16 protein-coding genes and 1 pseudogene are annotated in these 25,459 nt (G+C 41.7%); 14 read left to right on the top strand and 3 right to left on the bottom strand.

Annotated features, from left to right (window positions below; all coding sequences use genetic code 11):
- Positions 1-5: 5 nt before the first annotated feature.
- Positions 6-755 carry a uroporphyrinogen-III synthase gene (locus MS_RS01250; RefSeq protein ID WP_011199457.1) on the bottom strand — a complete coding sequence of 250 codons (750 nt, stop codon included), beginning with the start codon at positions 753-755 and terminating at the stop codon, positions 6-8.
- Between the two features lie 3 nt (positions 756-758).
- A complete protein-coding gene (gene hemC, locus MS_RS01255; protein ID WP_011199458.1) occupies positions 759-1,691 on the bottom strand; it encodes a hydroxymethylbilane synthase in 933 nt (310 codons plus the stop codon).
- 148 nt (positions 1,692-1,839) lie between these two features.
- Here hemC and MS_RS01260 point away from each other — a divergent pair, with 148 nt between their 5' ends.
- The 11 genes from MS_RS01260 (at position 1,840) to ppx (ending at position 18,608) form a co-directional block, all read left to right on the top strand.
- The gene (locus MS_RS01260; RefSeq protein ID WP_011199459.1) at positions 1,840-4,344 is read left to right on the top strand and encodes a class I adenylate cyclase; all 2,505 of its coding nucleotides are present in this window, start codon (positions 1,840-1,842) and stop codon (positions 4,342-4,344) included.
- Positions 4,345-4,382: 38 nt separating this feature from the next.
- Positions 4,383-5,012 carry a two-component system response regulator NarL gene (gene narL, locus MS_RS01265; RefSeq protein WP_041639482.1) on the top strand — a complete coding sequence of 210 codons (630 nt, stop codon included), beginning with the start codon at positions 4,383-4,385 and terminating at the stop codon, positions 5,010-5,012.
- Between the two features lie 276 nt (positions 5,013-5,288).
- Positions 5,289-6,239: a tripartite tricarboxylate transporter substrate binding protein gene (locus tag MS_RS01270; protein WP_011199461.1), complete on the top strand. Its 951-nt coding sequence runs from the start codon at positions 5,289-5,291 to the stop codon at positions 6,237-6,239.
- Positions 6,240-6,280: 41 nt separating this feature from the next.
- Positions 6,281-6,727 (top strand): tripartite tricarboxylate transporter TctB family protein, encoded by a 447-nt coding sequence (locus MS_RS01275; protein WP_011199462.1) that lies wholly within the window; start codon positions 6,281-6,283, stop codon positions 6,725-6,727.
- 7 nt (positions 6,728-6,734) lie between these two features.
- Complete coding sequence (locus MS_RS01280; protein ID WP_011199463.1) at positions 6,735-8,246, top strand: tripartite tricarboxylate transporter permease; 1,512 nt, start codon at positions 6,735-6,737, stop codon at positions 8,244-8,246.
- 13 nt (positions 8,247-8,259) lie between these two features.
- Positions 8,260-9,183, top strand: coding sequence for a dihydrodipicolinate synthase family protein (locus MS_RS01285; RefSeq protein WP_041639483.1), 924 nt, complete (start codon positions 8,260-8,262; stop codon positions 9,181-9,183).
- A 43-nt stretch (positions 9,184-9,226) separates the two neighbouring features.
- Positions 9,227-10,147: a ribokinase gene (rbsK, locus tag MS_RS01290; RefSeq protein WP_011199465.1), complete on the top strand. Its 921-nt coding sequence runs from the start codon at positions 9,227-9,229 to the stop codon at positions 10,145-10,147.
- A 51-nt stretch (positions 10,148-10,198) separates the two neighbouring features.
- A complete protein-coding gene (locus MS_RS01295) occupies positions 10,199-11,203 on the top strand; it encodes a substrate-binding domain-containing protein (RefSeq protein ID WP_011199466.1) in 1,005 nt (334 codons plus the stop codon).
- A gap of 187 nt (positions 11,204-11,390) precedes the next feature.
- Positions 11,391-13,106 (top strand): autotransporter assembly complex protein TamA, encoded by a 1,716-nt coding sequence (locus MS_RS01300; RefSeq protein WP_102030665.1) that lies wholly within the window; start codon positions 11,391-11,393, stop codon positions 13,104-13,106.
- 25 nt (positions 13,107-13,131) lie between these two features.
- Entirely contained in the window at positions 13,132-17,037 is a 3,906-nt protein-coding gene (locus tag MS_RS01305) for an autotransporter assembly complex protein TamB (protein ID WP_011199468.1), read from the top strand.
- A 14-nt stretch (positions 17,038-17,051) separates the two neighbouring features.
- Positions 17,052-18,608, top strand: a complete 1,557-nt coding sequence (gene ppx, locus MS_RS01310) for an exopolyphosphatase (protein ID WP_011199469.1) — start codon at positions 17,052-17,054, stop codon at positions 18,606-18,608.
- A gap of 120 nt (positions 18,609-18,728) precedes the next feature.
- Here the strand turns inward: ppx and MS_RS01315 are convergent.
- Positions 18,729-20,385: pseudogene (locus MS_RS01315) on the bottom strand (putative transporter).
- 178 nt (positions 20,386-20,563) lie between these two features.
- Between MS_RS01315 and MS_RS01320 the strand changes: the two are divergent.
- The 3 genes from MS_RS01320 to hcr all read left to right on the top strand — a co-directional run bounded on the left by MS_RS01320 (position 20,564) and on the right by hcr (position 25,408).
- On the top strand, positions 20,564-22,348 hold the full coding sequence (locus MS_RS01320; RefSeq protein WP_041639484.1) for an ABC transporter ATP-binding protein/permease: 1,785 nt from the start codon (positions 20,564-20,566) through the stop codon (positions 22,346-22,348).
- A gap of 285 nt (positions 22,349-22,633) precedes the next feature.
- Positions 22,634-24,295: a hydroxylamine reductase gene (gene hcp / locus MS_RS01325; protein ID WP_011199473.1), complete on the top strand. Its 1,662-nt coding sequence runs from the start codon at positions 22,634-22,636 to the stop codon at positions 24,293-24,295.
- Positions 24,296-24,388: 93 nt separating this feature from the next.
- Entirely contained in the window at positions 24,389-25,408 is a 1,020-nt protein-coding gene (gene hcr, locus MS_RS01330; RefSeq protein ID WP_041639486.1) for an NADH oxidoreductase, read from the top strand.
- Positions 25,409-25,459: the final 51 nt, after the last annotated feature.

Here is a 25,459-nt window from a genome sequence, read left to right on the forward strand (position 1 = left end):
TTATTTTAAGAAGTTAACGTTAAAATGGTTTGCAATAAGGTATTGTTATCGGCTTTGGGCGATACGACAATATCCGTCCAGCCGAATTTTCTCGCCATATTTTCAATTCTTGTGCTGACTACAACGAGCTGACAACTACGTAACCAATCATATTCGTTTTCCGGCACAAATTGAATCAATGTATTCAGCAGCTCACCGCTTGTTACTACAATGGTTTGAATCCCGGCCCGTTTGCAAATGCTGGTTTGTTCAACATTATCGTAATCAATAGGTTGGCGCTGGTAACATTCTAATATATCAATGTCGCCGCCACGAGCCAGAACCTGTTGCGGGAATAACTCGCGCCCGCTATTGCCGCGTAACAGGAGTACGTTTTTTCCTTTCAGATTTTGCATTTGCGCTAAAGCAAGCATTCCTTCGCTGTTTTCGGACAGGAAGGGATAATGTACGGGTTGCTCGCTTAGACTGGCAAAATGTAATGCGGTTTGCTGCCCGACGGTAAAGTATTGTAAATCCGTACGCCAATGAAAGCCCGTATTTTGCAAGGTTTCTGCGGCAAAATCCACCGCACTTTGCGATACGGCAACTACATAATCATTCGGTTTTAATTGGTTAAATTTATTGGGCAGATCGTTTAATTCCCGCCCGGCGGTAATGTTAAAAAACGGCAGATGCAAAGCGGCAACACCGGATTTATTTAACATATCAACGAGTTGAATTCCTTTTTCAGCCGGACGAGTTACTAACACTGCCATAAATTAATCCTGATAAACCGATTTTAAAATTTTATCCGCACCTTGCTGCAGTAAATCTTCAGCAATTTGCACACCTAAAACTTCGGCATTTTCGACCGCACTTTTACCTTCGGCACGAATGATTTGGGAACCGTCGGTTGCGCCTACCAGTGCGCGCAGAAATACTTCGCCGTTTTTTACCTGTGCAAATCCGCCGATTGGCACTTGGCAACCGCCTTGTAAACGGTTATTCATGGCGCGTTCGGCTAATACGCAAATAGTGGTTTCCTGATGAGCCAGAGGCGCTAATAAGCTTTGTACCAGCTCGTCATCCACTCGACACTCAATTCCTACCGCACCTTGTCCCGCCGCCGGCAAAGAAATATCCGTTTCGATAAAAGAGGCGATACGTTCCGCCATGCCTAAGCGAATTAAACCGGCGGAAGCTAAAATAATTGCGTCATAATCGCCGTTATCTAACTTGCTTAAACGGGTCCCCACATTACCGCGTAATGAGCGAATATCCAAATCCGGACGCAAGCTCTTTAATTGACATTGGCGACGCAAGCTGGAAGTGCCTACAATCGCACCTTGCGGCAGTTCCGCCAAACTGCGGTATTTATTGGAAACAAAGGCATCGCGCGGATCTTCCCGTTTACAGATAACGCTTAAGCCCAGCCCTTGCGGAAATTCCATCGGCACGTCTTTCATAGAATGTACGGCAATGTCCGCTTCATGATTTAGTAAAGCATGTTCCAATTCTTTAACGAACAACCCTTTGCCACCGATTTTAGCTAAAGGCGTGTCGAGAATAACGTCGCCTTTTGTGACCATAGTGACTAATTCCACTTGCAGATCGGGATAAAGGGCGGTTAAACGATCTTTTACGTAATTAGCCTGCCATAGTGCCAATGGGCTTTGGCGGGTTGCTATTTTTAAATGGTTTTTATTATTCATAGAGTAATTTTATTACATATTACAAATAGCTATATCCTATCACCGTTAGTTGAAAAAGTCAGTCTCTTTGAGAGAATTACGATCTTGTTTGCTTTCATATATTGACAGTGATAGAGTAGCGAATTGTTGCTATTCTTTTTAGGCTTTCATGAAATACGATCTCCAGTTTGCTAAAAAACAGGTTGACGATTTACATCGGCTGCGTGTCGAACGGGTTTTGCAAGGCTCTACCGCAGATTTCCAACATGTTTTTCAATTAATTGCATTATTATTACATCTGAATCACCCCGCATTGCCGGGTTATGTGACAGATGCGCCTGCCGGTGTCGCACATTTCAAATTATCGGATTATCAAAAAAATTTTCTGGCTCAACAATTCCCTACAGGCTTTGATTTTGTTCGATTAGAGCAAGAATCTAATGCTCATCAACAGGAAAAAACGCCCATTTACGGGGTTTATGTGATGGGTAGTATCGCTTCTATTTCGCAAACCGCCAAATCGGATTTGGATACCTGGGTTTGTCACAGTCCGGATTTAACACCCTATGCACTTAATAAATTACAACAAAAAACGCAATTGTTAAAAATTTGGGCCAAGAAATTTAATACGGATATTACCTTGTTTTTGATGGATGAATTTTATTTCAACCATTACCGTTATTCGAATACGTTAAGCGTTGAGAATTGCGGCAGTGCGCAGCATATGCTATTGCTTGACGAATTTTATCGTTCCGCTATCCGTTTGGCGGGTAAACCTTTACTTTGGCTGCATCTTAATGTTGAAAATGAAGCGGATTATGGAAAAGAAGTACAGCGTTTGCAGCAAACTAAACAAATTAACCGTGCGGACTGGATTGATTTCGGCGGATTAGGCGCCTTTTCCGCCAACGAATATTTTGGCGCCAGCCTTTGGCAGCTTTATAAAGGGATCGACTCGCCTTATAAATCAGTGTTGAAAATTGTGTTGCTGGAGTCTTATTCCCAGGAATATCCGAATGCAAAATTAATTTCGATGCAATTCAAACAACAGCTTTTTAATTTAAAACCGGTAAAAGAACAATGTTTTGATGCTTATTTAGCCATGCTTGAACGGGTAACGGAATATTTAACCAAATTAAAAGATGAAAAACGGTTGGATTTTATTCGTCGTTGTTTTTATATCAAGGTTACGGAAACCGTACGTGAGCGCCCGTTAGCGCCTTGGCGGGCTAAAATTCTGAAAAATCTGACCGCACAATGGGGCTGGTCAGAGGAAACCATTAAACATTTAAACCGTATTCATACCTGGAAAATTCGTTCGGTTCGGGAAACTCATAACAAACTGATTCGCGTGCTGATGCTAAGTTATCGGAATTTGGTCAATTTTGCCCGTAAACATAATGTGAACGCCAGTATTGCACCGCAGGATATCAGTATTCTGACCCGTAAACTCTATACGGCGTTTGAAGTGCTGCCCGGCAAAGTAACGTTAATGAATCCGCAATTGGCGTTGGATTTGTCGGAAAAAAATCTAACTTTTATTGAAGTGACGGAAGAACACGGCGTGAAACCGGGCTGGTATGTAGTCAATCAAATGCCGTCGGTGGTTTATCCGTCACAAAACCGTTATATTGAGTATAATCCTATATTAATCAAGTTGATTGCATGGACGTATTTTAACGGTTTACTCACCAGCAAAACCAAAGTGCATATTTCCAGCACTCATGTGGATATTGAAAAAATTAACCAGTGTATTACGGATTTGCGAGTTTCGTTTCCCGTCAAAGCATCGCCGCCTACCGATGAAGAATTAACTCATCCTTGCGAGATTCGAAGTCTTGCGGTAATGATTAATTTAACTAAGGATCCGACTCCCTATTCGGATATTAACCGTACGGAAATTCAACAAAGCGATTTGTTTAGTTTAGACGGCGAAAACGAAAGTCTGATTGGCAGTGTAGATTTGCTGTATCGTAATAAATGGAATGAAATTAAGACATTACATTACGAAGGCGATAAAGCCATGCTTTCCGCATTGAAAGTGTTATCCAATAAAATACATCGCGGCTCGGGTGTGCCGGAATCGGTGAATGTGTTTTGTTATAATCAATATTATCAGGAAGAAATTTCCGAGTTAGTCGTCGGGCTATTAAACAAATGTATCAGTATTCAGCTTGGTACGACTCAGTTGCCGATGAGTAGCGTTCCGCGGATGACCGGTAAAAACTGGAAATTATTTTTTGAGGAACATGACGCGACCTTACATCAGCCGCAAACCGAACCTGTATTTATCTCGCAGGTTATTGCCGAACAAAAACAAGTGAAGGTAAAAAGAAACCAACCTTATAAACATTTGCTTAATTATCCTCGCCAAATTGACTCTTTTGCCAGTGAGGGTTTTTTACAGTTCTTTTTTGAAGACAATGAAGACGAAACCTTTAATGTTTATATTTTAGACGAAAATAATCGTCTTGAAATTTACCGTCAGTGTGACGGCAGTAAAGAACAAAAAATTCGTGAGATTAGTCAAATTTATAATTTATCGGGCTCGGATCAAAACGATAATCACTATAAAATAATCAAGCGTGATTTTAATTATCCGCAATTTTATCAATTAAAACATCAACAAAAAGGCATCCTTATTTTACCGTTCAGCGGTTCTTGCATGGTATAGCATGGGGATATTGTTTTATAATCGTCAAGGTGAGAAATATGAGTGAAAAAACCAAAGTAATTGTTATCGATGATCACCCGCTAATGCGTCGCGGTATCAAGCAACTGATTGAACTGGAAGAACAGTTTGAAGTTGTAGGTGATGCCGGTAGTGGTAATGAGGGCGTCGAGCTTGCAATTAAAACTTCACCGGATTTAATTATTCTTGATTTAAATATGAAAGGTTTGTCCGGTTTAGATACATTAAAAGTACTGCGCCAGGAAGGTGTTGACGCTCGTATTGTTATTCTGACCGTATCGGATTCGAAAGCGGATATTTATGCTTTGATTGATGCCGGCGCGGACGGTTATTTATTAAAAGATACAGAACCTGACACATTACTTGCTCAAATTAAACAAATTGCACAAGGTGAAATTATCTTAAGCGATTCAATTAAAAATTTATTGGTTGAACGCCATCCGGCTCACGAGCCGATCCATGCGCTTACCGATCGTGAAATGGACGTATTGCAACTTATTGCAACCGGGCTCTCCAATAAACAAATTGCGGCGCAATTATTTATTTCGGAGGAAACCGTCAAAGTACATATCCGTAATTTATTACGTAAACTCAATGTACATTCTCGTGTCGCCGCCACCGTACTTTACCTTGAATACAAAGGCTCATAATTAAATACAATTAAATTTTGAAACCGGCTTACCCGCAGCCGGTTTTTTTATTCGCATTATATTGATGTTATGCACACCATCATATGATTTTAACGGACGTCATGCATGGTGTCCGCAGTAATGTTTCATCTGAATATTTCATTATTAAAATTTTCTTTGATCCAGTTCACAAATTTAAAAATAAACATTTTATCTTTAAAAGTTTTTAGGTTATCTTTTGTACAAAATCGAAACGTTTCGATAAAAAACTAATCCACATAACCCAAGAGGTGAAAAATGAAAAAATCATTTGTAAAAACATTACTGGCAACATCTATGCTTTTTTCAGAGACAGCGATGGCGGCTTATCCTGAAAAACCAATCACCATTATTGTTCCTTGGGGGGCTGGTGGTAATACAGATACGATAGCTCGTTTAGTAGCAAAAGGTTTGCAAGAAGAATTAAAAACTAATGTAAATGTAATCAATCGTACCGGCGGTAGTGGTGTTGTTGGACATAATGCAATTAAAACAGCAAAAGCCGATGGCTACACATTAGGTGTAGTAACTGTTGAAATTGCTCTAATGAAGCATCAAAAAATGGCAGATTTGAGTTATAAAGATTACACCCCGATTGCTCGTTTAGGGGTTGTACCGGGAGGCGTGCAAGTAGCAAAAGATGCTCCTTATAAAGATATTAATGAATTACTTGCAGCCGTTAAAGCAAATCCGGGTAAATTGAAAGCTTCGGGTAGTGGATTGAATTCAATTTGGCATTTGAATTTACTAGGTATACTAAAAAGTGCAGGATTACCTGAAGATAGCGTGAAATTTGTTCCTTCACAAGGCGCTAGTGCAGCATTACAAGAATTAGTTTCAGGTGGTATCGATTTTACAACATCATCCCCCGGTGAAGCTCAAAGTATGACTGATGCAGGAATGGTAAGACATTTGGCTATTACTACACCGACCAAGAGTGAGCTTTATGCAAATATTCCGGTATTCCAGGAAGCAACATCATATAAGTGGACTCTTAATGGTTGGAATGTGCTGACCGCACCACAGGGATTACCGGATGATATAAAACTTGTATTAGAAAAAGCTATGGAAAAAGTTTACGCAACAGGTGAATTACAAAAATTTGCAAATAAACAAGGATTTGAAGCTAGCGCATTATATGGTTCTGAATTAGAAAAATTTATGGCAGATGAGGACCAAAAATTTGGCGACCTTTTATCCACAAAATAACTTGAAGGAGAATAGCTCTCGAAAGAGGGCTATTTAATTTTATGTTCAGATTAATCACACCAATCGCTTTGTTCTTCTTTGGACTGTTTGTTTCTATTTATAGTTATCAGAGTTATGGCGATTTTGCAGAATATGGTGCGGCTTTTTATCCTACGGCTGTAGGAGTATTAGTTTCATTTTTTAGTTTAGTTGATTTTATTATGGAATTAAGAATCAAAGATAAATATGTTTTTCAGCACTTTGATTTCTTTCAAGACGGGAAAATAATTTTATTAATTATAGCAATTATTAGTTTTTATATATTTGTTGCTGATTATTTAGGTTTTATTATCACAACATCACTTATTTTAATTTTCCTAACTTTGCCGTTTTTAGAAAAATATAAGTTATTAACTGCACTACTATTAATTATTTTATCTATTGGTATTTATTTATTATTTGCTAGGGTCCTTTTAGTCGGACTTCCAAGTGGCATTATATTTGAATAGGTGATTTATGGAAATTTTTACTAACGCTATTTCATATATAGATCTGAATTCTATTATTGCTATTTTTGCTGCTGGATTATTTGGGTTATTTGTTGGTGCTATTCCAGGCTTAACGGCAACAATGGCGGTAGCATTAATGGTACCTTTTACTTTCTTTATGGAGCCTATTCCTGCTTTAGCATTGATGATTTCTGTTGGAGCTTCCTCAATTTATGCGGGCGACATACCCGGCGCATTATTGCGTATTCCTGGAACGCCGGCTTCAGCGGCTTATGTTGATGATAGCTATCTTCTTGTAAAACAAGGGAAAGTAAATCGAGTTCTTGGATTAGGACTTATGAGTTCGGTAATTGGTGGTGTAATTGGTACAATTATTCTTGCTCTTGCCGCTCCATCACTTGCACAGTTTGCATTAAAATTTAGCTCTTTTGAATATATGTGGTTATCTTTATTGGGGTTAAGTTGTGCTACTTTGATTGCCGGTAAATTTATTACTAAAAGTTTATTAACGTTATTATTTGGTATTTTAATATCTACTATCGGATTTGATGAGTTTACGGGGCAAGCGCGCTTTACCTTTGGATTCGTTTCTTTATACGAGGGGGTTAGCTTTATTCCGGCAATGATTGGTTTGTTTGCCATTTCTGGTGCAATTGAATATTATGCGACCCGTTATAAAGGTCAGAACCCAATAAATACAGATATTACGGAATTAGAACAGACTAAAAATTCTCTTAATTTATTTAAAGGAATAGCTAAACCTTTGATTAAACGAAAAGGAAGCATTTTACGTAGTAGTGTGACTGGTACTTTAATAGGTGCGTTGCCGGGGGCGGGAGCGGATATTGCGGCTTGGATTTCCTATGCATTATCGAAAAAAACCTCAAAAACACCGGAACAATATGGAAAGGGTTCGGAAGATGCAATTATTGATGCTTCAAGTAGTAATAATGCAAGTTTAGCCGGTAGTTGGATTCCGTCTCTAGTATTTGGTATTCCGGGTGATTCTGCGGCAGCGATAATAATTGGCGTATTGTATATGAAAGATATGCAACCGGGACCATCACTTTTCTTATTCCAACCGGATAAACTTTATGCCGTATTTATTCTATTCTTAATTGCGAATCTTGCATTAATACCTTTAGCATTGATCGTTGTTAATTTCTTGAAAAAAATTATTCAAATTAACAAAGATATTCTTTACCCGATAGTTATTATTTTTAGTATGGTTGGTGCTTTTGCAATTAATAATTCACCTGAGGCTATTATCGTAATGTTAATTATGGGGGTGATTGGTTATTTTTTACAAAAAAATCATTATCCGATTTCACCAATAATTCTGGGAATGATATTAGGACCAATGTTAGAACGCAATTTACTGGCTTCACTAACAAAATCAGACGGAAATTTAATAGCATTTGTTGAACGTCCTGTATCTGCAGTTTTAGGTTGTTGCTTCTTACTGGTAGTTATTCTACAAGTTTGGGGTATCGTTAAAAATTTTAATGAAAAAAATTAATTTGGAGAAAACAATGAGTATTCAAGGCATTATTCCTGTCATGTTAACACCGTTTATGGAAAATAATGAGATAGACTATGATGGGTTACGTAAATTAACCGATTGGTATATTGATAATGGTTCTGACGCGTTATTTGCGGCGTGTCAGTCAAGTGAGATTTTATTTTTAAGTTTAGAAGAACGAGTTAAAATTACAAAGACTGTTATGGATCAAGTACAGGGCAGAATCCCGGTTGTAGCTTCAGGTCATATTAGTGATAGTTTCGAGCAACAAGTGGAAGAACTGACCGCTATTTACAATACGGGTGTCGATGCGGTAATTTTAATTACTAATCGTCTTGATCCGAATAATGAAGGGACGACTGTCTTAAAATCAAATTTTGAAAAATTACTCGCAGCACTTCCAAAAGATATCGTACTCGGTTTATATGAATGCCCGGTACCATATCGCCGCCTTTTGACGGATGGAGAAATTAGTTATTTTGCCGGTTTTGAAAATATGGTAGTTCTTAAAGATGTATCATGTAATTTAGAAACTGTAAAACGTCGAATTCAATTAACTAAAAACAGCAACTTAAAAATTGTGAATGCAAATGCAGCTATAGCTTTTGAAGCGATGAAAGCCGGTTCGGAAGGTTTTTCAGGTGTATTTAATAATATCCATCCTGATCTTTATGCATATTTGTATAAAAATAAAAATTCATCGGATCCGATGGTACAGGAATTAGCAAATTTCTTAGCTATTTGCGGAGCCGCCGAAAGCTTTGGATATCCAAATTTTGCCAAATTAATGCATACAAAAATCGGAACGTTTAAGCATTACAATTCACGGGTAATTAAAGATGATATTAAAGTGAAATATTGGGCTGTTGAAGAATTACTTGATCATATCATGCAAGGTTCCGAACGTTATCGTAATAAATTAAATCTTCGTTAATTCGATTATTAGATAAGATTTTTTATTTAGATTGGATAAAATTATGAAAAAGCTAACTGTTCTCGGTAGTATTAATGCAGATCATGTGATTTCCGTACCGCACTTTGTGAAACCCGGTGAAACCCTGACCGGTTCGAATTATCATATTGCTTATGGCGGGAAAGGGGCAAATCAAGCGGTTGCCGCCGCACGATTGGGGGCTGATGTGGATTTTATCGCCTGTATAGGTGATGACGATATCGGTAAAGCCATGAAAGCCGCTTTTGAACGGGACGGTATCCATACCCATACGATTTCCACTATTCCTCATCAAACTACCGGGATCGCAATGATTCAAGTAGCGGAAAGCGGGGAGAATAGCATCGTGATTTCGGCGGGAGCGAATGCGCATTTAACCGAAGAACTGTTAGCTCAACATCAAGAGAGTATTGCACATGCGGACTGCCTGCTTATGCAGTTGGAAACGCCTATAAGTGCGGTAGAAAAAGCGGCGGTTTTTGCTAAACGGAACGGGACAAAAGTTGTACTCAATCCCGCACCGGCGCAGCCTTTGTCCGATCATTTACTTGCCCATATCGATATGATTACGCCGAATGAAACCGAAGCGGAAATTCTCACCGGCGTGCAAGTAACGGATGAACAAAGTGCGGCGGAAGCAGCGCAGGTTTTTCATCACAAAGGTATTGAAACGGTGCTGATTACGCTGGGATCAAAAGGCGTATTTTTCAGCAGCCGGGGCGTTCAACGGATTATTCCGGGGTTTCGGGTAAAAGCCGTTGATACCACGGCGGCGGGCGATACCTTTAACGGTGCATTGATTACCGCGTTGCTGGAGGATAAATCCATGGAGGAAGCTATCCGTTTTGCTCACGGTGCGGCGGCTATCAGCGTTACCCGCAAAGGGGCGCAACCTTCAATTCCAAGTAGAGAAGAAACATTAGCCTTTCTTAATGAACAACATTAAAAGGGCGTTTTTAAGCAAGTTCAAAAAAGGTGAGATTAGGAGTAATAGCTAATGGCTACCATGAAAGACATTGCCCGCCTTGCCAATGTTTCCACTTCAACGGTTTCTCATGTTATTAACAATGATCGTTTTGTAAGTGAAAAAATCCGCGAAAAAGTCATGGCTGTGGTAAAGGAGCTAAATTATCAGCCTTCCGGGCTTGCTCGAAGCTTCAAAACGAAAGAAACCAAAACTATCGGTATGCTGGTTACGGCAAGCGATAATCCGTTTTTTGCGGAAGTGGTTCATGCAGTAGAACGTTATTGCTGTCAACAGAACTATAATTTGATCTTGTCTAACACAGAGGGAAGTCCGCAACATTTGCAGCATAATTTGCAGATGCTGATAAACAAACAGGTGGACGGGTTATTGTTAATGTGTTCGGAAACCCATACCCAAGATAATATGCCGATCAATTTACCCATCCCCGCGGTGATTATGGACTGGTGGCCGAGCGAATTAACTGCGGATAAAATCTTCGAAAATTCGGAACTCGGCGCTTATCTTGCAACAAAGCACTTGATTCATCACCAGCATAAACGGATTGCCATTGTTAATGGCGATTTGCGTAAACCTATCGCTCAAAACCGCTTAATCGGCTACAAAAAGGCGTTAACGGAAGCCAATTTACCCATTGATGAGACATTGATTTTTGAAGGGAAATTTGATTTTCAAACGGGCTTTGACGCATTGGAACGGTTATTAAAAACCGATTGCCCGCCAAGCGCAATTTTCGCCTGTTGCGATGCCATTGCCTTAGGCATTTATCAGGCGGCATGGCGGCACAATCTGATTATTCCCCGACACCTTTCCGTGATTGGTTATGACGATACCATTCTTTCCCAATATATTGCGCCGCCTCTTTCAACCATTCATCAACCGAAAACCGAGCTGGGCAAATTAGCCGTACAGACGTTACTGGAGCGTATTAAAAATCCGCAAAAAACTTACCGCACTTTTGTGCTGGATCCCGTTTTAGTGGAGCGAGAGTCTGTTGCCACCCGAAAGGAAAGTTAATATTCCACCTATCTTGTTAAAAAAATTATGTAAAAAAACTAAAATTTGTCTAAAGATCATAGGTTTTACATTGCGCAGACTTTCCATTAACAGGTAAACTAAAGCGGTTATTATTTCGGGGGAAAGTGTGAAAATTTTTAGTGACAAGATAACTCACTTTGTATCAGTTTGGTTACTGAAAGCAGTAATGTTTTTAGCGCTGCTTATAAGTTCTCCGGCTATTGCCGAATCCGCTGTCGAACTTAAAGTGGAGGGCATAGCAAATGAGAAACTCAGAGAAAACGTACAGCTTTATTTGGCTACGCTGGATAAAGAAGATGCCGACGGTTCCGAACGTTATCAGAATAAAGTCAAAGAAAATATTGATAAAGCTCTCCGGGTTTACGGCTATTACGGTAGTACCGTCGCGTTTAATCAACAACCCCGCTCAAATGCTCCGGATCTTCTTATCGCCCGCGTGGATATCGGTAAGCCCACCTTAATTGAAGATACGGATATCGTCATTACCGGCGATGCACTTCATGACGAATATTTCAAACGGTTAGAGAAAAAGGTTCCCGCTAAAGGTACGGTGTTAGACCATGAAACCTATGAGGACTATAAAACCGAATTACAAAAACTCGCCGTCCAAAGAGGTTATTTTGATGCGGATTTTCCCGTACATCAACTTCAAGTAATGCCTTCAACCCGCCAAGCCTGGTGGCGTATGGATTTTAACAGCGGAAGCCGCTACCGCTACGGTGAAATCAGTTTTGAACATTCGCAAATCAGAGAAGATTATTTGCGCAATATGCTGGAAATTAAATCCGGTGACGAATATTTAATTAATGATGTGTCGAACATGACCAATAATTTTTCTTCCAGCGGTTGGTTCCAGTCGGTATTGGTTCGTCCTGAATTACACGAAGACAGTAAAACCATTGATCTTCACCTGTTAATGTATCCGAAAAAGAAAAATGCCATGGAAGTGGGGTTGGGTTATTCTTCCGACGTAGGAGCCCGTGCGCAAATCGGCTGGACTCGACCATGGATTAATAACCGAGGGCATAGTTTGCATTCGGATCTTTATGTTTCTTCACCGAAACAAACCTTTGAAATTACATATAAAATGCCGTTATTAAAGAACCCGATGCGTTATTATTATGAATTTTCTACCGGGATCGAAAACGAAGACGATACAAAAACCGATACCAAATCTCTGGCTGCGACCTTTGCCGCGTTACGCTATTGGAATAACGCAACCGGGTGGCAATATTCGTTGGGAACAAAGATTCGGTATGACGAATTTACCCAAGCGGATCAAGAACATAAAACTTTTTTATTATATCCTACTACATCAGTAAGTCGTTCGCGCATTTCCGGCGGCTTATTTCCTATTCGGGCGGATACCGTCAGTGCCACGGTGGATTTAGGCAGAAAACTTTGGCTGTCGGATGTGGATTTTTTCAGAGTACGTGCTAATGCGGGCTGGATTAAAACTTTTGCGCCTAATCATCGTTTTTTAACCCGGGGTGAAATCGGCTATTTGCATACCAATGAATTAGAACGAATTCCTCCCGCTTTACGGTTTTTCGCCGGCGGTGATCGCAGCGTACGCGGTTATGGTTATAAAAAAATATCGCCGAGAAACAGTAAAGGTAAATTAATCGGCGCTTCACGTTTGGCTACGGGTACGGTGGAATACCAATATCAATTCGTTCCGAATTGGTGGCTTGCCACCTTTGCCGATGCAGGGCTTGCGGCGAATTCTTACAGCACAAGCGAATTACGTTACGGTGCGGGGATGGGCGTTCGTTGGGCATCGCCGGTCGGCGCTATTAAATTTGATATTGCGACCCCAATCCGCGATAAAGACGATAGTAAAAATATACAATTTTACATCGGATTAGGCACAGAATTATAAGCGGTAAATTTATACGGATTATTCCATGACAGATAAGATAGAAAAAGCAAAAAACAGCACTCGAGAGGCGACGCCTCAAAGTGCGGTTAAAAATAGCGAAAAAACACGAAAGTGGTGTCGCAGAATTTTTTGTATTTTCTGCATAGTCGTTTTGGTTCCGCTTATCGGGTTGTTGGGTGCGCTTTCTTTTGAATCCGGTCAGCAGGGATTGCTGAAACTCACCGATAAAATGACGGATAGCCTTTCTTTTGAACAAATAAGCGGTAACTTACAAGACGGACTAGAGTTGCATAATATTCGTTATCAGTCGTCGGGTATTGATACTTTGGTGGAAAAAGCCAGATTTCAACTGGATTTTAACTGTTTGTGGAGAAGAGAAATTTGCGTTGAAGATATCAGTCTGCAAAAAACCGATATTCACATTAACACGGCGCTTTTACCGCCCTCCGAATCGGAGCGGAAGACGGATTCCGGTGAGATGTCTCGTATTTATTTGCCTTTCGGTCTTACGGTGAAAAATGTGGCTGTAAGCGAGTTGGCGTTGTCAATTGATAATAATTACCTGAATCTGGGTGTTTTTAAAACGGCGGCGACTTTAAATAATAGAAGAGGGTTGACGCTTTTACCCACCATAATTAATGATTTTAGTTTCGTAAGCAAAACCTCCGCAGAACAGCAAGCGGAAGCGGAGAAAAAAGCGGAGGACGAAGCCGAGCAAGCTCAACCTGTGGATTGGGCGAAGATTGATGAAATCTTAACGCCCGCGTTGCTTGGTAATTTAAATCAAATTACTCTTCCTTTTGATATTCACGTAGAAGATATTCAAGGGCAAAACTGGCAATATGAAAGCTTTGTGGATGAGCGGTCTCAGCAACAGGTGATTGTGTCTCGTTTTCAATTGCAGGCGGACGCTACGAATTACGATGTCGAATTAAAAACTTTCGATATCGTCAGCAATTTAGCGGATTTACAGGCTCAAGGGCAGATTCGGTTAAATGAAGATTTTCCGTTAAATCTGGTTTTGCATGGCGATATTCATCAGGACAAGGCAAGCGTGTTGCCGATGAAGCGGCTTGATCTTGAGCTTTCCGGAAATTTGAAAAATCAGACCGCACTTTTGCTGACTACCCAAGGTGATGTTGATGCAACACTTAAAGGAACAGTGGAACTCGGTAAAGAGAAAATGCCGTTAGATTTACAGTTAACCAGCAAAAAAGCACAATACGATTTTGCGGTGGCAAACCTTAAACCGCTGAAATTACAGGATGTTAATGCGAAAATTACAGGTAATTTGTTAGATTATCAAGCGGAAATCAGCGGGCAGGTGGAAGGTATGGGGGCGCCTAAAACCGAAGTGGATTTATTAGGTTCGGGCAAACTCTATCAGGCGGAAGTCAAACAACTCAAGCTGCACGGATTAGAAGGGCGGATCGATTTACAGGGTGATGTGGATTGGCAGGACGGCGCTAAATGGAATGCGGAGCTGGATCTTAATAAAATCAATATCGGCGCCTATGTGAAAGATTTCCCGGCGGTATTAACCGGTAAAGTATCTACCTCGGGGCTGGCAAACAGCAAAACCTGGCAAGTGTCCGTTCCTACTTTGGATTTAACCGGTTCGGTTAGCCAACGTCCGCTTGTGCTAAAAGGAGGAATTAATCTGGGGCAGGAAGCCTTACTGGATATTCCGAATCTGTTAATGACTTATGGCGAGAATAAACTTATCGCCAAAGGCCTGTTAAGCGATAAATCGGATTTTAATTTAGATATTAACGCACCTAATCTTAAAGGATTATTGCCTGATTTTTCCGCCTCATTAGTGGGTAAAGCCGTGTTAACCGGCGATATGGCGGAACCTAATTTAGATATTGATTTGAAAGGCGATCAGATTCAGTTTCAGGATTTTTATCTGGCAAAATTCAATGTGCAGGGGAAAGTAAATTCCGTTCCTCAAATCGAGGGCAATTTAGCCCTTGATGTAAGCGGATTTAATTACGGTGATATTAACATTCATTCTGTAAAACTGACCGCTAAAGGCAATGAAAAAGCCCATGAATTACAATTGCGTTCGGAAGGTGATCCTATTGCGGCGCAGCTTAATTTATCGGGCGGTTTCGACCGCGCTTTGCAGCAATGGAAAGGCACGATTAGCCAAACGGACATTAAAACGCCGATCGGCGATGTAACAAATAATCAGTTTGCGGTGAATTATGAACATAAGTCGGCAAAGGCAACTATTTCCGCTCATTGTTGGCATAATCCGGATGTAGAACTTTGTTTCCCGCAGAGTTTTACTGTCGGTCAAAACGGTGAAATTCCTTTTGAAATGAAGAAGCTGGATCTTAATTTGGTCAATAAGCTGACCGAACAGGAAAATATGTTGGCGGGGATTTTAACCGGTAAAGGGAAATTTGCCTGGTTTGCGGATAAACCGGTGAAACTTGATGCATCAGTCACCAGCAACGCCATTTATTTTAGCCAAAAAGTCGACGGCAAAAACTTTAAACTTGATATGGCTAAACTAAATGTGAATGCTAATTTAGAGAATAATAATTTGGCGGTTACATCCGCAATTCATTTACAAAATCAAGGTAATGTTGCCGCTGATATTAAATTACTGGATATCGATCAGGTCGGAAAATTAAGCGGTTCCCTGAAGATGAGCGGAGTGAATCTGGATTTAATTAATCAGATTTTATCGAATAAAGAACGTATTTCCGGAGATGTCGGAGCCGCATTGACTTTTGCGGGGGATTTGAATAAACCGCTTATCAACGGTTCTTTGGATATTAAAAATATGAATGCGGTTGTACAAAATATGCCGTTTGATATTACCGACGGGAATCTGGCATTGCGTTTTTACGGAACCCGTTCTTCTTTGCAGGGGTATATCCAAACGCCGGATAGCCGTCTAAATATTGACGGCAATGCCGACTGGCAGGATATCAATCATTGGCATACGGCGGTACGGGCAAAAGCCAATGAATTTAAGTTAGATATTCCGTCTATGGCGAAATTGAAAGTCAGCCCGAACGTAGAGATGAAAGCTTCGCCGACATTGCTTGAATTAACGGGGAATGTAGATATTCCGTGGGGGCGAATCGCCATTGAGAGCTTGCCTGATAGTGCGGTTTCCGTGAGTAGTGATGAAGTCATTCTGGACGAGCCGCCGCGTACCAGAATTGTGAAACTGGCGACGGAAACGGACGGTATGGTGATTCGTTCCGATTTAAAAATCAATATCGGTAATGATGTGAATTTAGAAGCCTATGGTTTGAAAACCAATTTAAACGGTCGTTTACTGGTCAAGCAGGAAAAAGGTCAGCTTGGGTTATACGGCATGATAAATTTAAGAAGAGGGCGTTACGCTTCGTTCGGGCAGGATTTATTGATTCGTAAAGGGCAAATTTCATTTAACGGGCTGCCTTCTCATCCAATGTTGAATATTGAGGCGATTCGAAACCCTGAAGCTATGGAAGATGCCAAAGTTATTGCCGGTGTCAAAGTAACGGGATTAGCCGACTCGCCGAGTGTGGACGTTTTCTCCGAGCCTGCTATGCCTCAAGATCAGGCGTTGTCTTATTTATTAACGGGGCGTTCGCTTGAAAACAGCGGTGAAGCGGGATCCGGCGGTTCTGTGGGAGCGGCTTTGCTTGGCATGGGCTTAGCCAAGAGCGGAAAAGCGGTGGGTTCCATCGGCGAAACTTTTGGTATTCAGGATTTGAACTTAGGAACCTCCGGTATCGGTGACAGTTCCAAGGTGGTTGTGAGTGGTAATTTAACGCCAAGATTACAAGTAAAATACGGCGTGGGTTTATTCAACGGCTTAGCCGAATTTACCTTACGTTACAGATTATTACCGCGTCTTTATCTGCAATCGGTCACGGGTGTAAACCAAGCCGTTGACTTGTTGTATCGTTTCGAATTTTAATTTCAGAGATTTTTATGAATAACGAAAATTTACGTGCAAAAGCAACCGCACTTAATAATGTGGCGAAACATGAAATGCGCGAAGTTCGGGAGATCGCGGCAATTGATCTTGGCTCTAACAGCTTTCACATGATAGTCGCTCGGATTGTGAACGGTTCTATCCAAGTGTTATCTCGTTTAAAACGTAAAGTCCGGCTTGCCGCCGGGCTTGATGAAAACGGCGTATTGGACCAGGCGGCGATTAGTCGCGGTGTTGATTGCCTTGCGTTATTTGCGGAGCGGTTGCAGGGTTTTAAAGCGGAAAACGTCAATGTAGTAGGTACCTATACTTTAAGAAGTGCGGTCAATAATCAGGAATTTTTACGTCAGGCTCAAGCGGTTTTTCCTTATCCGATTCGTATTATCAGCGGTGAAGCGGAAGCGGAAATGATCTATGCCGGCGTATCTCATACTCAGCCGGAACAAGCCCGTAAATTGGTTATCGATATCGGCGGCGGTTCTACGGAAATGATTATCGGCGAGGGGTTTACCCCTTTGCTGGTTAATAGCCGTAATATGGGGTGTGTCAGTTTTGCTAAACAGTTTTTTGTTAATGGTGAAATATCAGAACAGAATTTTAATCGGGCACGGCAAACGGCGTTAGAGAGAGTTCGGGATCTCAGCGAACAATACCGGCAACTTGGTTGGAAACATGTATTAGGCTCATCAGGTACTATTAAAACCGTTCATCAGGTGATTATGGCAAACATAGACAATGACGGCATTATTACCGCCGGCCGTTTAGATCATCTTATTGAACGGACTTTAAAGGCGACACATTTTGATAACTTAAAGTTATCGGGTTTAATAGAAGAACGTGCCGACGTATTTGTGCCGGGATTAGCGATTTTAAGCGCGGTATTTGATGCTTTTGATATTCAGCAAATGCGCTATTCCGACGGCGCGTTACGCGAAGGCGTGATGTATAGTTTGGAAACAAATTTTCAGGTAACCAACATACGTGAGCGTACCGCCGAAGGTTTGGCGGAGCAATTTAATATCGACAGAGAACAGGCTCATCGCGTTACCCAAACTGCGGTGCTGTTAGCTCAACAATTTACCGGCTGGCAATCGCCCGAACAGGCGGAAGAATTGCAGGAAATTTTGCTTTGGGCGGCACTGTTACACGAAGTGGGAATTGTGATTAACCATAAAAATCTTCAAAAACATTCCGCCTATATTTTGCAGAATATCGAATTGCCGGGCTTTGATAAAGAGCAGCAACGGCTACTTGCTACTTTGGTGCGCTACCATATCAATAATTTCCGCCTTGAAGATATCAGCGCCGGGCGCTATGAAATACAGGATGTATTATCGCTTATTCGTTTGTTACGCCTTGCTATCGCCTTGAATAAATCCCGTCAGGCAACGGAAAGTACGGAAGAGATTTCTTTAAAAACCGACCGCATTTCTTCATTATGGACATTAACTTTCGAGCCGAACTATCTGCGCGACAATCCGTTGGTAGAAAATGATTTAGCGGCGGAACAGTTACAGTTGAAAGATATTGGTATCAATTTTAAATTTGCCTAATAAAATTCTGCTAAAAAGCACCGCACTTTATCTCGCAAAGTGCGGTGCTTTTTTATGAATTTTTATTAGGAAATATTCAAGAAAAAACGCACATTTCTCAATGTGCGTTATAAACTTAAGTTATGCAACCCACAACAGGATTGCTAACAACTGAGGAGAAATTATTCGCAGGAACATCACCAGCGGATACACGGTGGCATAAGATAAAGCGGCGGCACCGTTTTCTTCTTTAATCGCATTGGCAAAGGCTAATGCCGGCGGATCGGTCATGGAACCTGCGAGTAAACCGCAGATACTGAGATAATTCATCTTCGCATAGATCCGGGCGATAATGCCCACAGCCATTAACGGAACAAATGTAATCAGCACGCCGTATCCCATCCAGGTTACCCCATCACCTTGAGTTAAGGTATTGACGAAATTACCGCCGGATTTTAAGCCTACAACCGTAAGGAATAATACGATACCGATTTCACGTAACGCTAAGTTGGCACTTGGCGGCATAAACCAATAAAGTTTACCGATTGAACCGATACGGGCAAGGATTAACGCAACGACTAAAGGACCGCCCGCAAGACCTAATTTAAGCGCAACGGGGAAGCCCGGTATATGAATCGGTAATGAGCCTAATAAAACCCCTAAACAAATCCCGATAAAGACCGGTAGCATTTGCACCTGTTGCAATTTCTGTTTGGCATTGCCGATAATAGAAATGGCGGCATCCATGGTTTCGACATTACCAACCATGTGAAGCACGTCCCCGAACTGCAAAATGCTGTCCGCAGTCGGCACAAGTTCAACCCCGGCACGGTTTAAGCGGGAAATCATAATGCCGTAACGCTGATGAATACCCAAAGTACGAATGCGTTTACCCAATACTTTTTCATTGGTACCCACAACCCGTTCGGAACGGGATATTGCCAACCAGTTTGGACGGCTCAAGTTCGATTTTTTCACCGACAATTAAGCACATTCTTTGCAATGAATGCGAATCGCCTACAAGATGAAGAACATCGTTGAGGAAAATTGTCGTATCGGCTTTCGGCACGCTGATGTTTTCTTCCCGTTTTAAGCGGGTACAAACCACCCCTCTTTCATCAAAGCCGGGAATATCGCGCAAACATAATCCGTCTAAATTCGGATTTGCCACCCGGATATTGATTTTCTGTAAAGATTCCGTTTGTTGACCGCTTTCCTGGGTAAATTTTTTCGCTTCGTCATCCACTTTGACTCTGAATATAAGACGGACTAACCACATACTTGCCAGAATACCGCAAATACCGAAAGGATAAGCAACCGCATAGGCCATACCCATGCTTTGGGTGATATTTTGCATACCTAGCTCGGTAAGAATTTGCTGACCTGCACCTAAAGACGGCGTATTGGTGACCCCGCCCGAATAGATACCTAAAATAATATCTAACGGCACATCAAAGGCTTTGTTGATAATTACAACAATTAATGAACCTAAAGCTACAATTAGCGTTGCTAACGCATTGAGTCTTAACCCGGATTTCCGCAATGAAGCGAAAAAACCCGGCCCTACTTGGATACCTATCGTATAAACGAATAAAATTAAACCGAATTCTTGCACAAAATGCAGCGTATGAGCATCAAGTTGAAGACCGTTTTGTTCGCTGAAATGCGAAACGATAATCCCCCCGAATAATACGCCCCCAATACCAAGACCCACTCCCTTAATTTTCCACTGGCCAATCCATAGGCCAAGAACAGCAGCAAGAGAAAGAATGCTGATCGTTATTGCTATGTCAGACATGACTACCTACCTTGAGTTAATATTTACTGGGGGCAATTATAGCAAATGAGAAATTTGTGGATTTGATAATGCTCAAACAAATTTAAAAAATGAAACATTCATCACATTTTTCCTTGCTAAATGTAACAATTTGCTCAAAAATATCCGCTTAAATTTTAACTTATCTATAGGAAGTGGAATGAATTATTCTCAGGAGCTGCTGACATCGTTACTTTGGATTTTTAAAGCAATCGGTATTACGGCCGTTCTTTTTTCATTGACTGTTTACGTTTTAGTCAAAACGACCCGTTGGGGCCGCCAGTTCTGGATGTTGGCAGCAGGCTATATTTCGCCTAAACGAAGTAAAAAACCTATCGGATATTTTGTAATTATCGTATTTTTTAATTTGCTTTCGGTACGTTTGGATATTTTATTTTCCGAATGGTATAAGGCAATGTATAACGCCTTACAGGAATCCCATGAAAAAATGTTCTGGATTCAAATGGTTGTTTTTTCCGTGTTAGCGACAATTCACATCGCAAATGTTTTGCTAACTTATTATTTGACTCAGCGTTTTACCATTCAATGGCGCACTTGGCTGAATAATGAAATGGTGAACAGATGGACGGAAAATCAAGCCTATTATAAAGCGCAGTACGTTTACAATAAACTGGATAACCCGGATCAACGTATTCAGCAAGATGTGCTTTCTTTTGTTTCCAATTCTATCGAATTTGCAACGGGAGTAATTTCTTCCGTGGTGTCTATCGTTGCCTTTACCGTTATTTTATGGGGATTGGCAGGCCCGATGACCGTCGTCGGTATTACTATTCCTCATGCTATGGTCTATCTGGTTTTTATTTATGTTTTAATTACCAGTATTTTTGCATTCCGAATCGGTCGACCGTTAATCAATTTGAATTTTACCAATGAGCGTTTAAACGCGAACTATCGTTATTCCTTAATCCGCTTAAAAGAATACGCGGAAAGCATCGCTTTTTTCCGTGGTGAGAAAATGGAAAAAAACGTGCTGTTTAAACAGTTTAACCAGGTAATTGGTAACGTATGGAAAATGGTACATATGACCTTGAAATTATCCGGCTTTAACCTTGCGGTATCTCAAGTGTCTGTTATTTTTCCTTTTATTATTCAGGCGAGTCGTTATTTCAGCAAACAAATTCAATTAGGCGATTTGATTCAAACGGCGCAATCTTTCGGGCGGGTGCAGACAGCGCTTTCCTTCTTCCGTAATTCCTATGACAGTTTTACCGGCTATCGTGCGGTGTTGGATCGTTTAACCGGTTTTTATTCTGCCGTTAATCAGGCGAACAGCGCTTCACACATTTCTATTGAAGACAGTGAAAGTGCGGTTGTTTTTGATAAATTAACGGTGAAAAAACCGACCGGTGAAGCCTTAATTAAAGATTTATCCCTGAATTTGCCGCAAGGCGCGTCGTTATTAATCAAAGGCCCTTCAGGTGCGGGGAAAACCACGCTATTGCGTACTATTGCGGGCTTATGGTCATATTCCGAAGGGATTGTACGTTGCCCGCAACATCATGCGTTATTTTTGTCGCAAAAACCTTATTTACCGCAGGGTCGCTTAATTGACGCTTTATTTTATCCGGAACTGGCGCCGGAAAACCTGGATTTGGCTCAAGCGGCGGAAATAATGCGCAAAGTACAATTGGGGCATTTAACGGATCGTCTGGAGCAGGAAAACGATTGGACCCGCGTACTTTCATTAGGCGAACAGCAACGGCTTTCTTTTGCCCGCGTATTGATTTGTCGTCCTTTGGTGGCTTTTTTAGATGAAGCAACCGCAAGTATGGATGAAGGTTTAGAAGAATCAATGTATCGTTTATTAAAAACGGAATTGCCGGATACCACAATTATCAGTGTCGGTCACCGTTCTACCTTGCAGATTCATCATACTCAACATTTAGTGATTAATCCGCAGGATCAAAGCTGGGCCCTCAGCTAAATTTTCTTTATTAAAAATGTCTTTTAAGCCAAAATGACAAAAAGTGCGGTTTTTTTGACCGCACTTTTTGTTTTTTATTTTTTGGTAAATACCCGCAACTTTTAATTCTCATTAATAAAAGTCACCTTCTACCTGTTAAGAGGTAGCGTATTTCGATTGGATCAAGAAAATATCAAATAGTGAAAACTTACTCTTTTTGTCGGTTATTAAACATATTAGAATTTGCCTTAGTTAAAGCTGACTAAAATAGTCGGAAATTGATTTTCTTAATTTAGGAGTGATTTTATGTACTGCGTTCAATGCGAACAAACCATGGTGACGCCGAAAGGCAACGGCTGCAGCTTCTCTCAGGGAATGTGCGGTAAAACCGCCGAAACTTCGGACTTACAGGATTTACTTATCGCCACATTGCACAGCTTATCCGCATGGGCGTTAAAAGCCCGTGAGCACAATATCATTATTCATGAAGCGGACGCCTTTGCGCCGCGCGCATTCTTCGCCACCCTAACCAATGTAAACTTCGATTCCGCGCGTATCGCCGGCTATGCGCAACAAGCGTTAATTTATCGTAACCAATTAATCAAAGCGGTCAATGAAGTCGAACCCAATCCGAATATCGATCACCCGTTGGCGAATATCGAACTAAACGGCATTTCCGTTGAACAATTGGCTCTGCAGGCAAAACAATTCGCGTTGGATACGGATCGTCAACAAATCGGTGAAGAAGCCCACGGCGTACGTTTGCTTTGTTTATACGGTTTAAAAGGCGCCGCGGCTTATATGGAACACGCCTATGTGCTGGATAAATTCGATAACGATATTTATGCGGAATATCACGGTTTCATGTCCTGGCTAGGCACGCAACCCGGCGATCTGAACGAATTACTGGAAAAAGCGCTGGCTATCGGCAGCATGAACTTTAAAGTGATGGCCATGCTGGATGCGGGTGAAACCGAGCATTTCGGTAACCCGGTGCCTGCGATGGTTAACGTTCGACCGGTAAAAGGCAAATGTATCTTAATTTCCGGCCATGATTTGAAAGATTTAAAAGAATTATTGGAGCAAACGGAAGGCAAAGGCATCAATGTGTACACCCACGGTGAAATGCTGCCCGCTCACGGTTATCCGGAATTGAAGAAATACAAACACTTGGTGGGCAACTTCGGCTCTGGCTGGCAGAATCAGCAAAAAGAATTCGCCCGTTTCCCGGGTGCCATTGTGATGACGTCAAATTGTTTAATCGACCCGAATGTAGGCGATTACGCAGATCGCATTTTCACCCGTAATATTGTGGGCTGGCCGGGTGTAACCCATCTTGAAGATCATGATTTCTCACCGGTGATTGAAAAAGCATTGCAATGCGACGGTTTTCCGTATACGGAATTAGAACATTTAATCACCGTAGGTTTCGGCCGCAAAACCTTAATCGACGCCTCCGATGCGGTCATTGATTTGGTCAAAGCGGGCAAATTAAGTCATGTATTCGTTATCGGCGGTTGTGACGGCGATAAAGAAGAACGTCATTATTACACCGATTTAGCTTACGCATTACCGAAAGATACCGCCGTATTAACCCTGGGTTGCGGTAAATACCGTTTCAATAAGCTGGATTTCGGCACCATCGACGGCGGTCTGCCGCGGTTACTGGATGCGGGGCAATGTAACGATACTTATTCCGCCATCATGTTAGCGGTGACGCTTTCACAAAAATTAGGTATCGGCTTAAACGAATTGCCGTTATCCATCGTGCTTTCCTGGTTTGAACAAAAAGCCATTATCGTGTTATTAACGCTATTAGCCTTGGGTGTGAAAAATGTGTATTCCGGTCCGAGTAAACCGGCGTTCTTAAACGACAATGTGATGGCGTTATTACACGAGAAATTCGGTTTAAGCGGTTTAACCACCCCCGAACAGGATTTCGGCCACATTATCAATAAAAATCTATAACCATTTGTAGGACGTATCACATGCGTCCTGAATAATAGATGAATGTCATATCGGGCGTATGTGATACGCCCCAACCGGAAAGGAATAAAACAGATGGCTAAAACAAATAAAAATCCGTTATGCATTAATGAATTACAGGTTTACTCAATCGTACAGGAAGCGCCAAAGGTTAAAACCATTAACTTTATCGCACAGGATTTCTATCCTTATGAAGCGGGGCAATACGCCTTGGTCAGTATCCGAAACACGCCTCATATCACCCGCGCCTATTCACTCTCTTCCACGCCGGGCGAGAGCCGTTTCGTGTCGATCACCGTGCGTGAAATCGACGGCGGTGTGGGCTCCGGCTGGTTAAATAACGAAGTGAAAGTGGGCGACCAAGTATGGTTTTCAAACCCGATGGGAGATTTTTCCTGCCAAAAAGTGATTGCGGATAATTACCTATTAGTGGGTGCGGGCAGCGGCGTAACGCCGATTATGTCCATGACCCGCTGGTTGTTGAAAAATCGTCCGCAAGCCAATGTCAGCGTCATTCACAGCGTTCATTCGCCGCAAGACGTGATTTTTAAATCCGAATGGGCGCAATTAAAAGCCGACAATCCGCGTTTAAATTTGGTTTTCAACGCTTCGGTGAATGCCACCGCAGGGTTTGAAAGCGGTCGGATCAGCAAAGAAATTCTGACCAAAGCGGTACCGAATCTCACCGATTACACTGTCATGACCTGCGGTCCGCAAGCTTATATGGATGCGTTGAAAACCATGGTTTTAGAACTTGGCGGTTCGGAACAACGGTTCTTCACCGAAGCGTTCTTCAACACCGCGCTTGCCGGCGATATCAGCTCGGACAAGAAAACCACGTTAACCGTCAGCGGTGCCAAACCGATGAAAACGGAAGTACCGGTGGGCATGACATTGCTTGCCGCGTTGGAAGCGCAGGAACAACCGGTGGTTTCGGGCTGCCGTACCGGTTTATGCGGATTGTGCAAAACCAAAGTTACCGGCGGCGAATATGAGATCGTATCCAACGGCGACTTAACGCAAGAAGAAATCGCCCAGGGTTACGTACTGGCTTGCAGTTGTCGGGTGAAAGCGGATATGACGGTAGAAATCTGATTTTTGCTTTTTTAGCATAATAAACGGATCCTAAAAGTGCGGTAAAATTTT

The organism is [Mannheimia] succiniciproducens MBEL55E (assembly GCF_000007745.1).
GTDB classification, from domain to species: Bacteria; Pseudomonadota; Gammaproteobacteria; order Enterobacterales; family Pasteurellaceae; genus Basfia; species Basfia succiniciproducens.

Coding starts and splice junctions, on each gene's coding strand:
- MS_RS01250 (WP_011199457.1), bottom strand. CDS start 755: ATGGCAGTGTTAGTAACTCGTCCGGCTGAAAAAGGAATTCAACTCGTT.
- hemC (WP_011199458.1), bottom strand. CDS start 1,691: ATGAATAATAAAAACCATTTAAAAATAGCAACCCGCCAAAGCCCATTG.
- MS_RS01260 (WP_011199459.1), top strand. CDS start 1,840: ATGAAATACGATCTCCAGTTTGCTAAAAAACAGGTTGACGATTTACAT.
- narL (WP_041639482.1), top strand. CDS start 4,383: ATGAGTGAAAAAACCAAAGTAATTGTTATCGATGATCACCCGCTAATG.
- MS_RS01270 (WP_011199461.1), top strand. CDS start 5,289: ATGAAAAAATCATTTGTAAAAACATTACTGGCAACATCTATGCTTTTT.
- MS_RS01275 (WP_011199462.1), top strand. CDS start 6,281: ATGTTCAGATTAATCACACCAATCGCTTTGTTCTTCTTTGGACTGTTT.
- MS_RS01280 (WP_011199463.1), top strand. CDS start 6,735: ATGGAAATTTTTACTAACGCTATTTCATATATAGATCTGAATTCTATT.
- MS_RS01285 (WP_041639483.1), top strand. CDS start 8,260: ATGAGTATTCAAGGCATTATTCCTGTCATGTTAACACCGTTTATGGAA.
- rbsK (WP_011199465.1), top strand. CDS start 9,227: ATGAAAAAGCTAACTGTTCTCGGTAGTATTAATGCAGATCATGTGATT.
- MS_RS01295 (WP_011199466.1), top strand. CDS start 10,199: ATGGCTACCATGAAAGACATTGCCCGCCTTGCCAATGTTTCCACTTCA.
- MS_RS01300 (WP_102030665.1), top strand. CDS start 11,391: ATGTTTTTAGCGCTGCTTATAAGTTCTCCGGCTATTGCCGAATCCGCT.
- MS_RS01305 (WP_011199468.1), top strand. CDS start 13,132: ATGACAGATAAGATAGAAAAAGCAAAAAACAGCACTCGAGAGGCGACG.
- ppx (WP_011199469.1), top strand. CDS start 17,052: ATGAATAACGAAAATTTACGTGCAAAAGCAACCGCACTTAATAATGTG.
- MS_RS01320 (WP_041639484.1), top strand. CDS start 20,564: ATGAATTATTCTCAGGAGCTGCTGACATCGTTACTTTGGATTTTTAAA.
- hcp (WP_011199473.1), top strand. CDS start 22,634: ATGTACTGCGTTCAATGCGAACAAACCATGGTGACGCCGAAAGGCAAC.
- hcr (WP_041639486.1), top strand. CDS start 24,389: ATGGCTAAAACAAATAAAAATCCGTTATGCATTAATGAATTACAGGTT.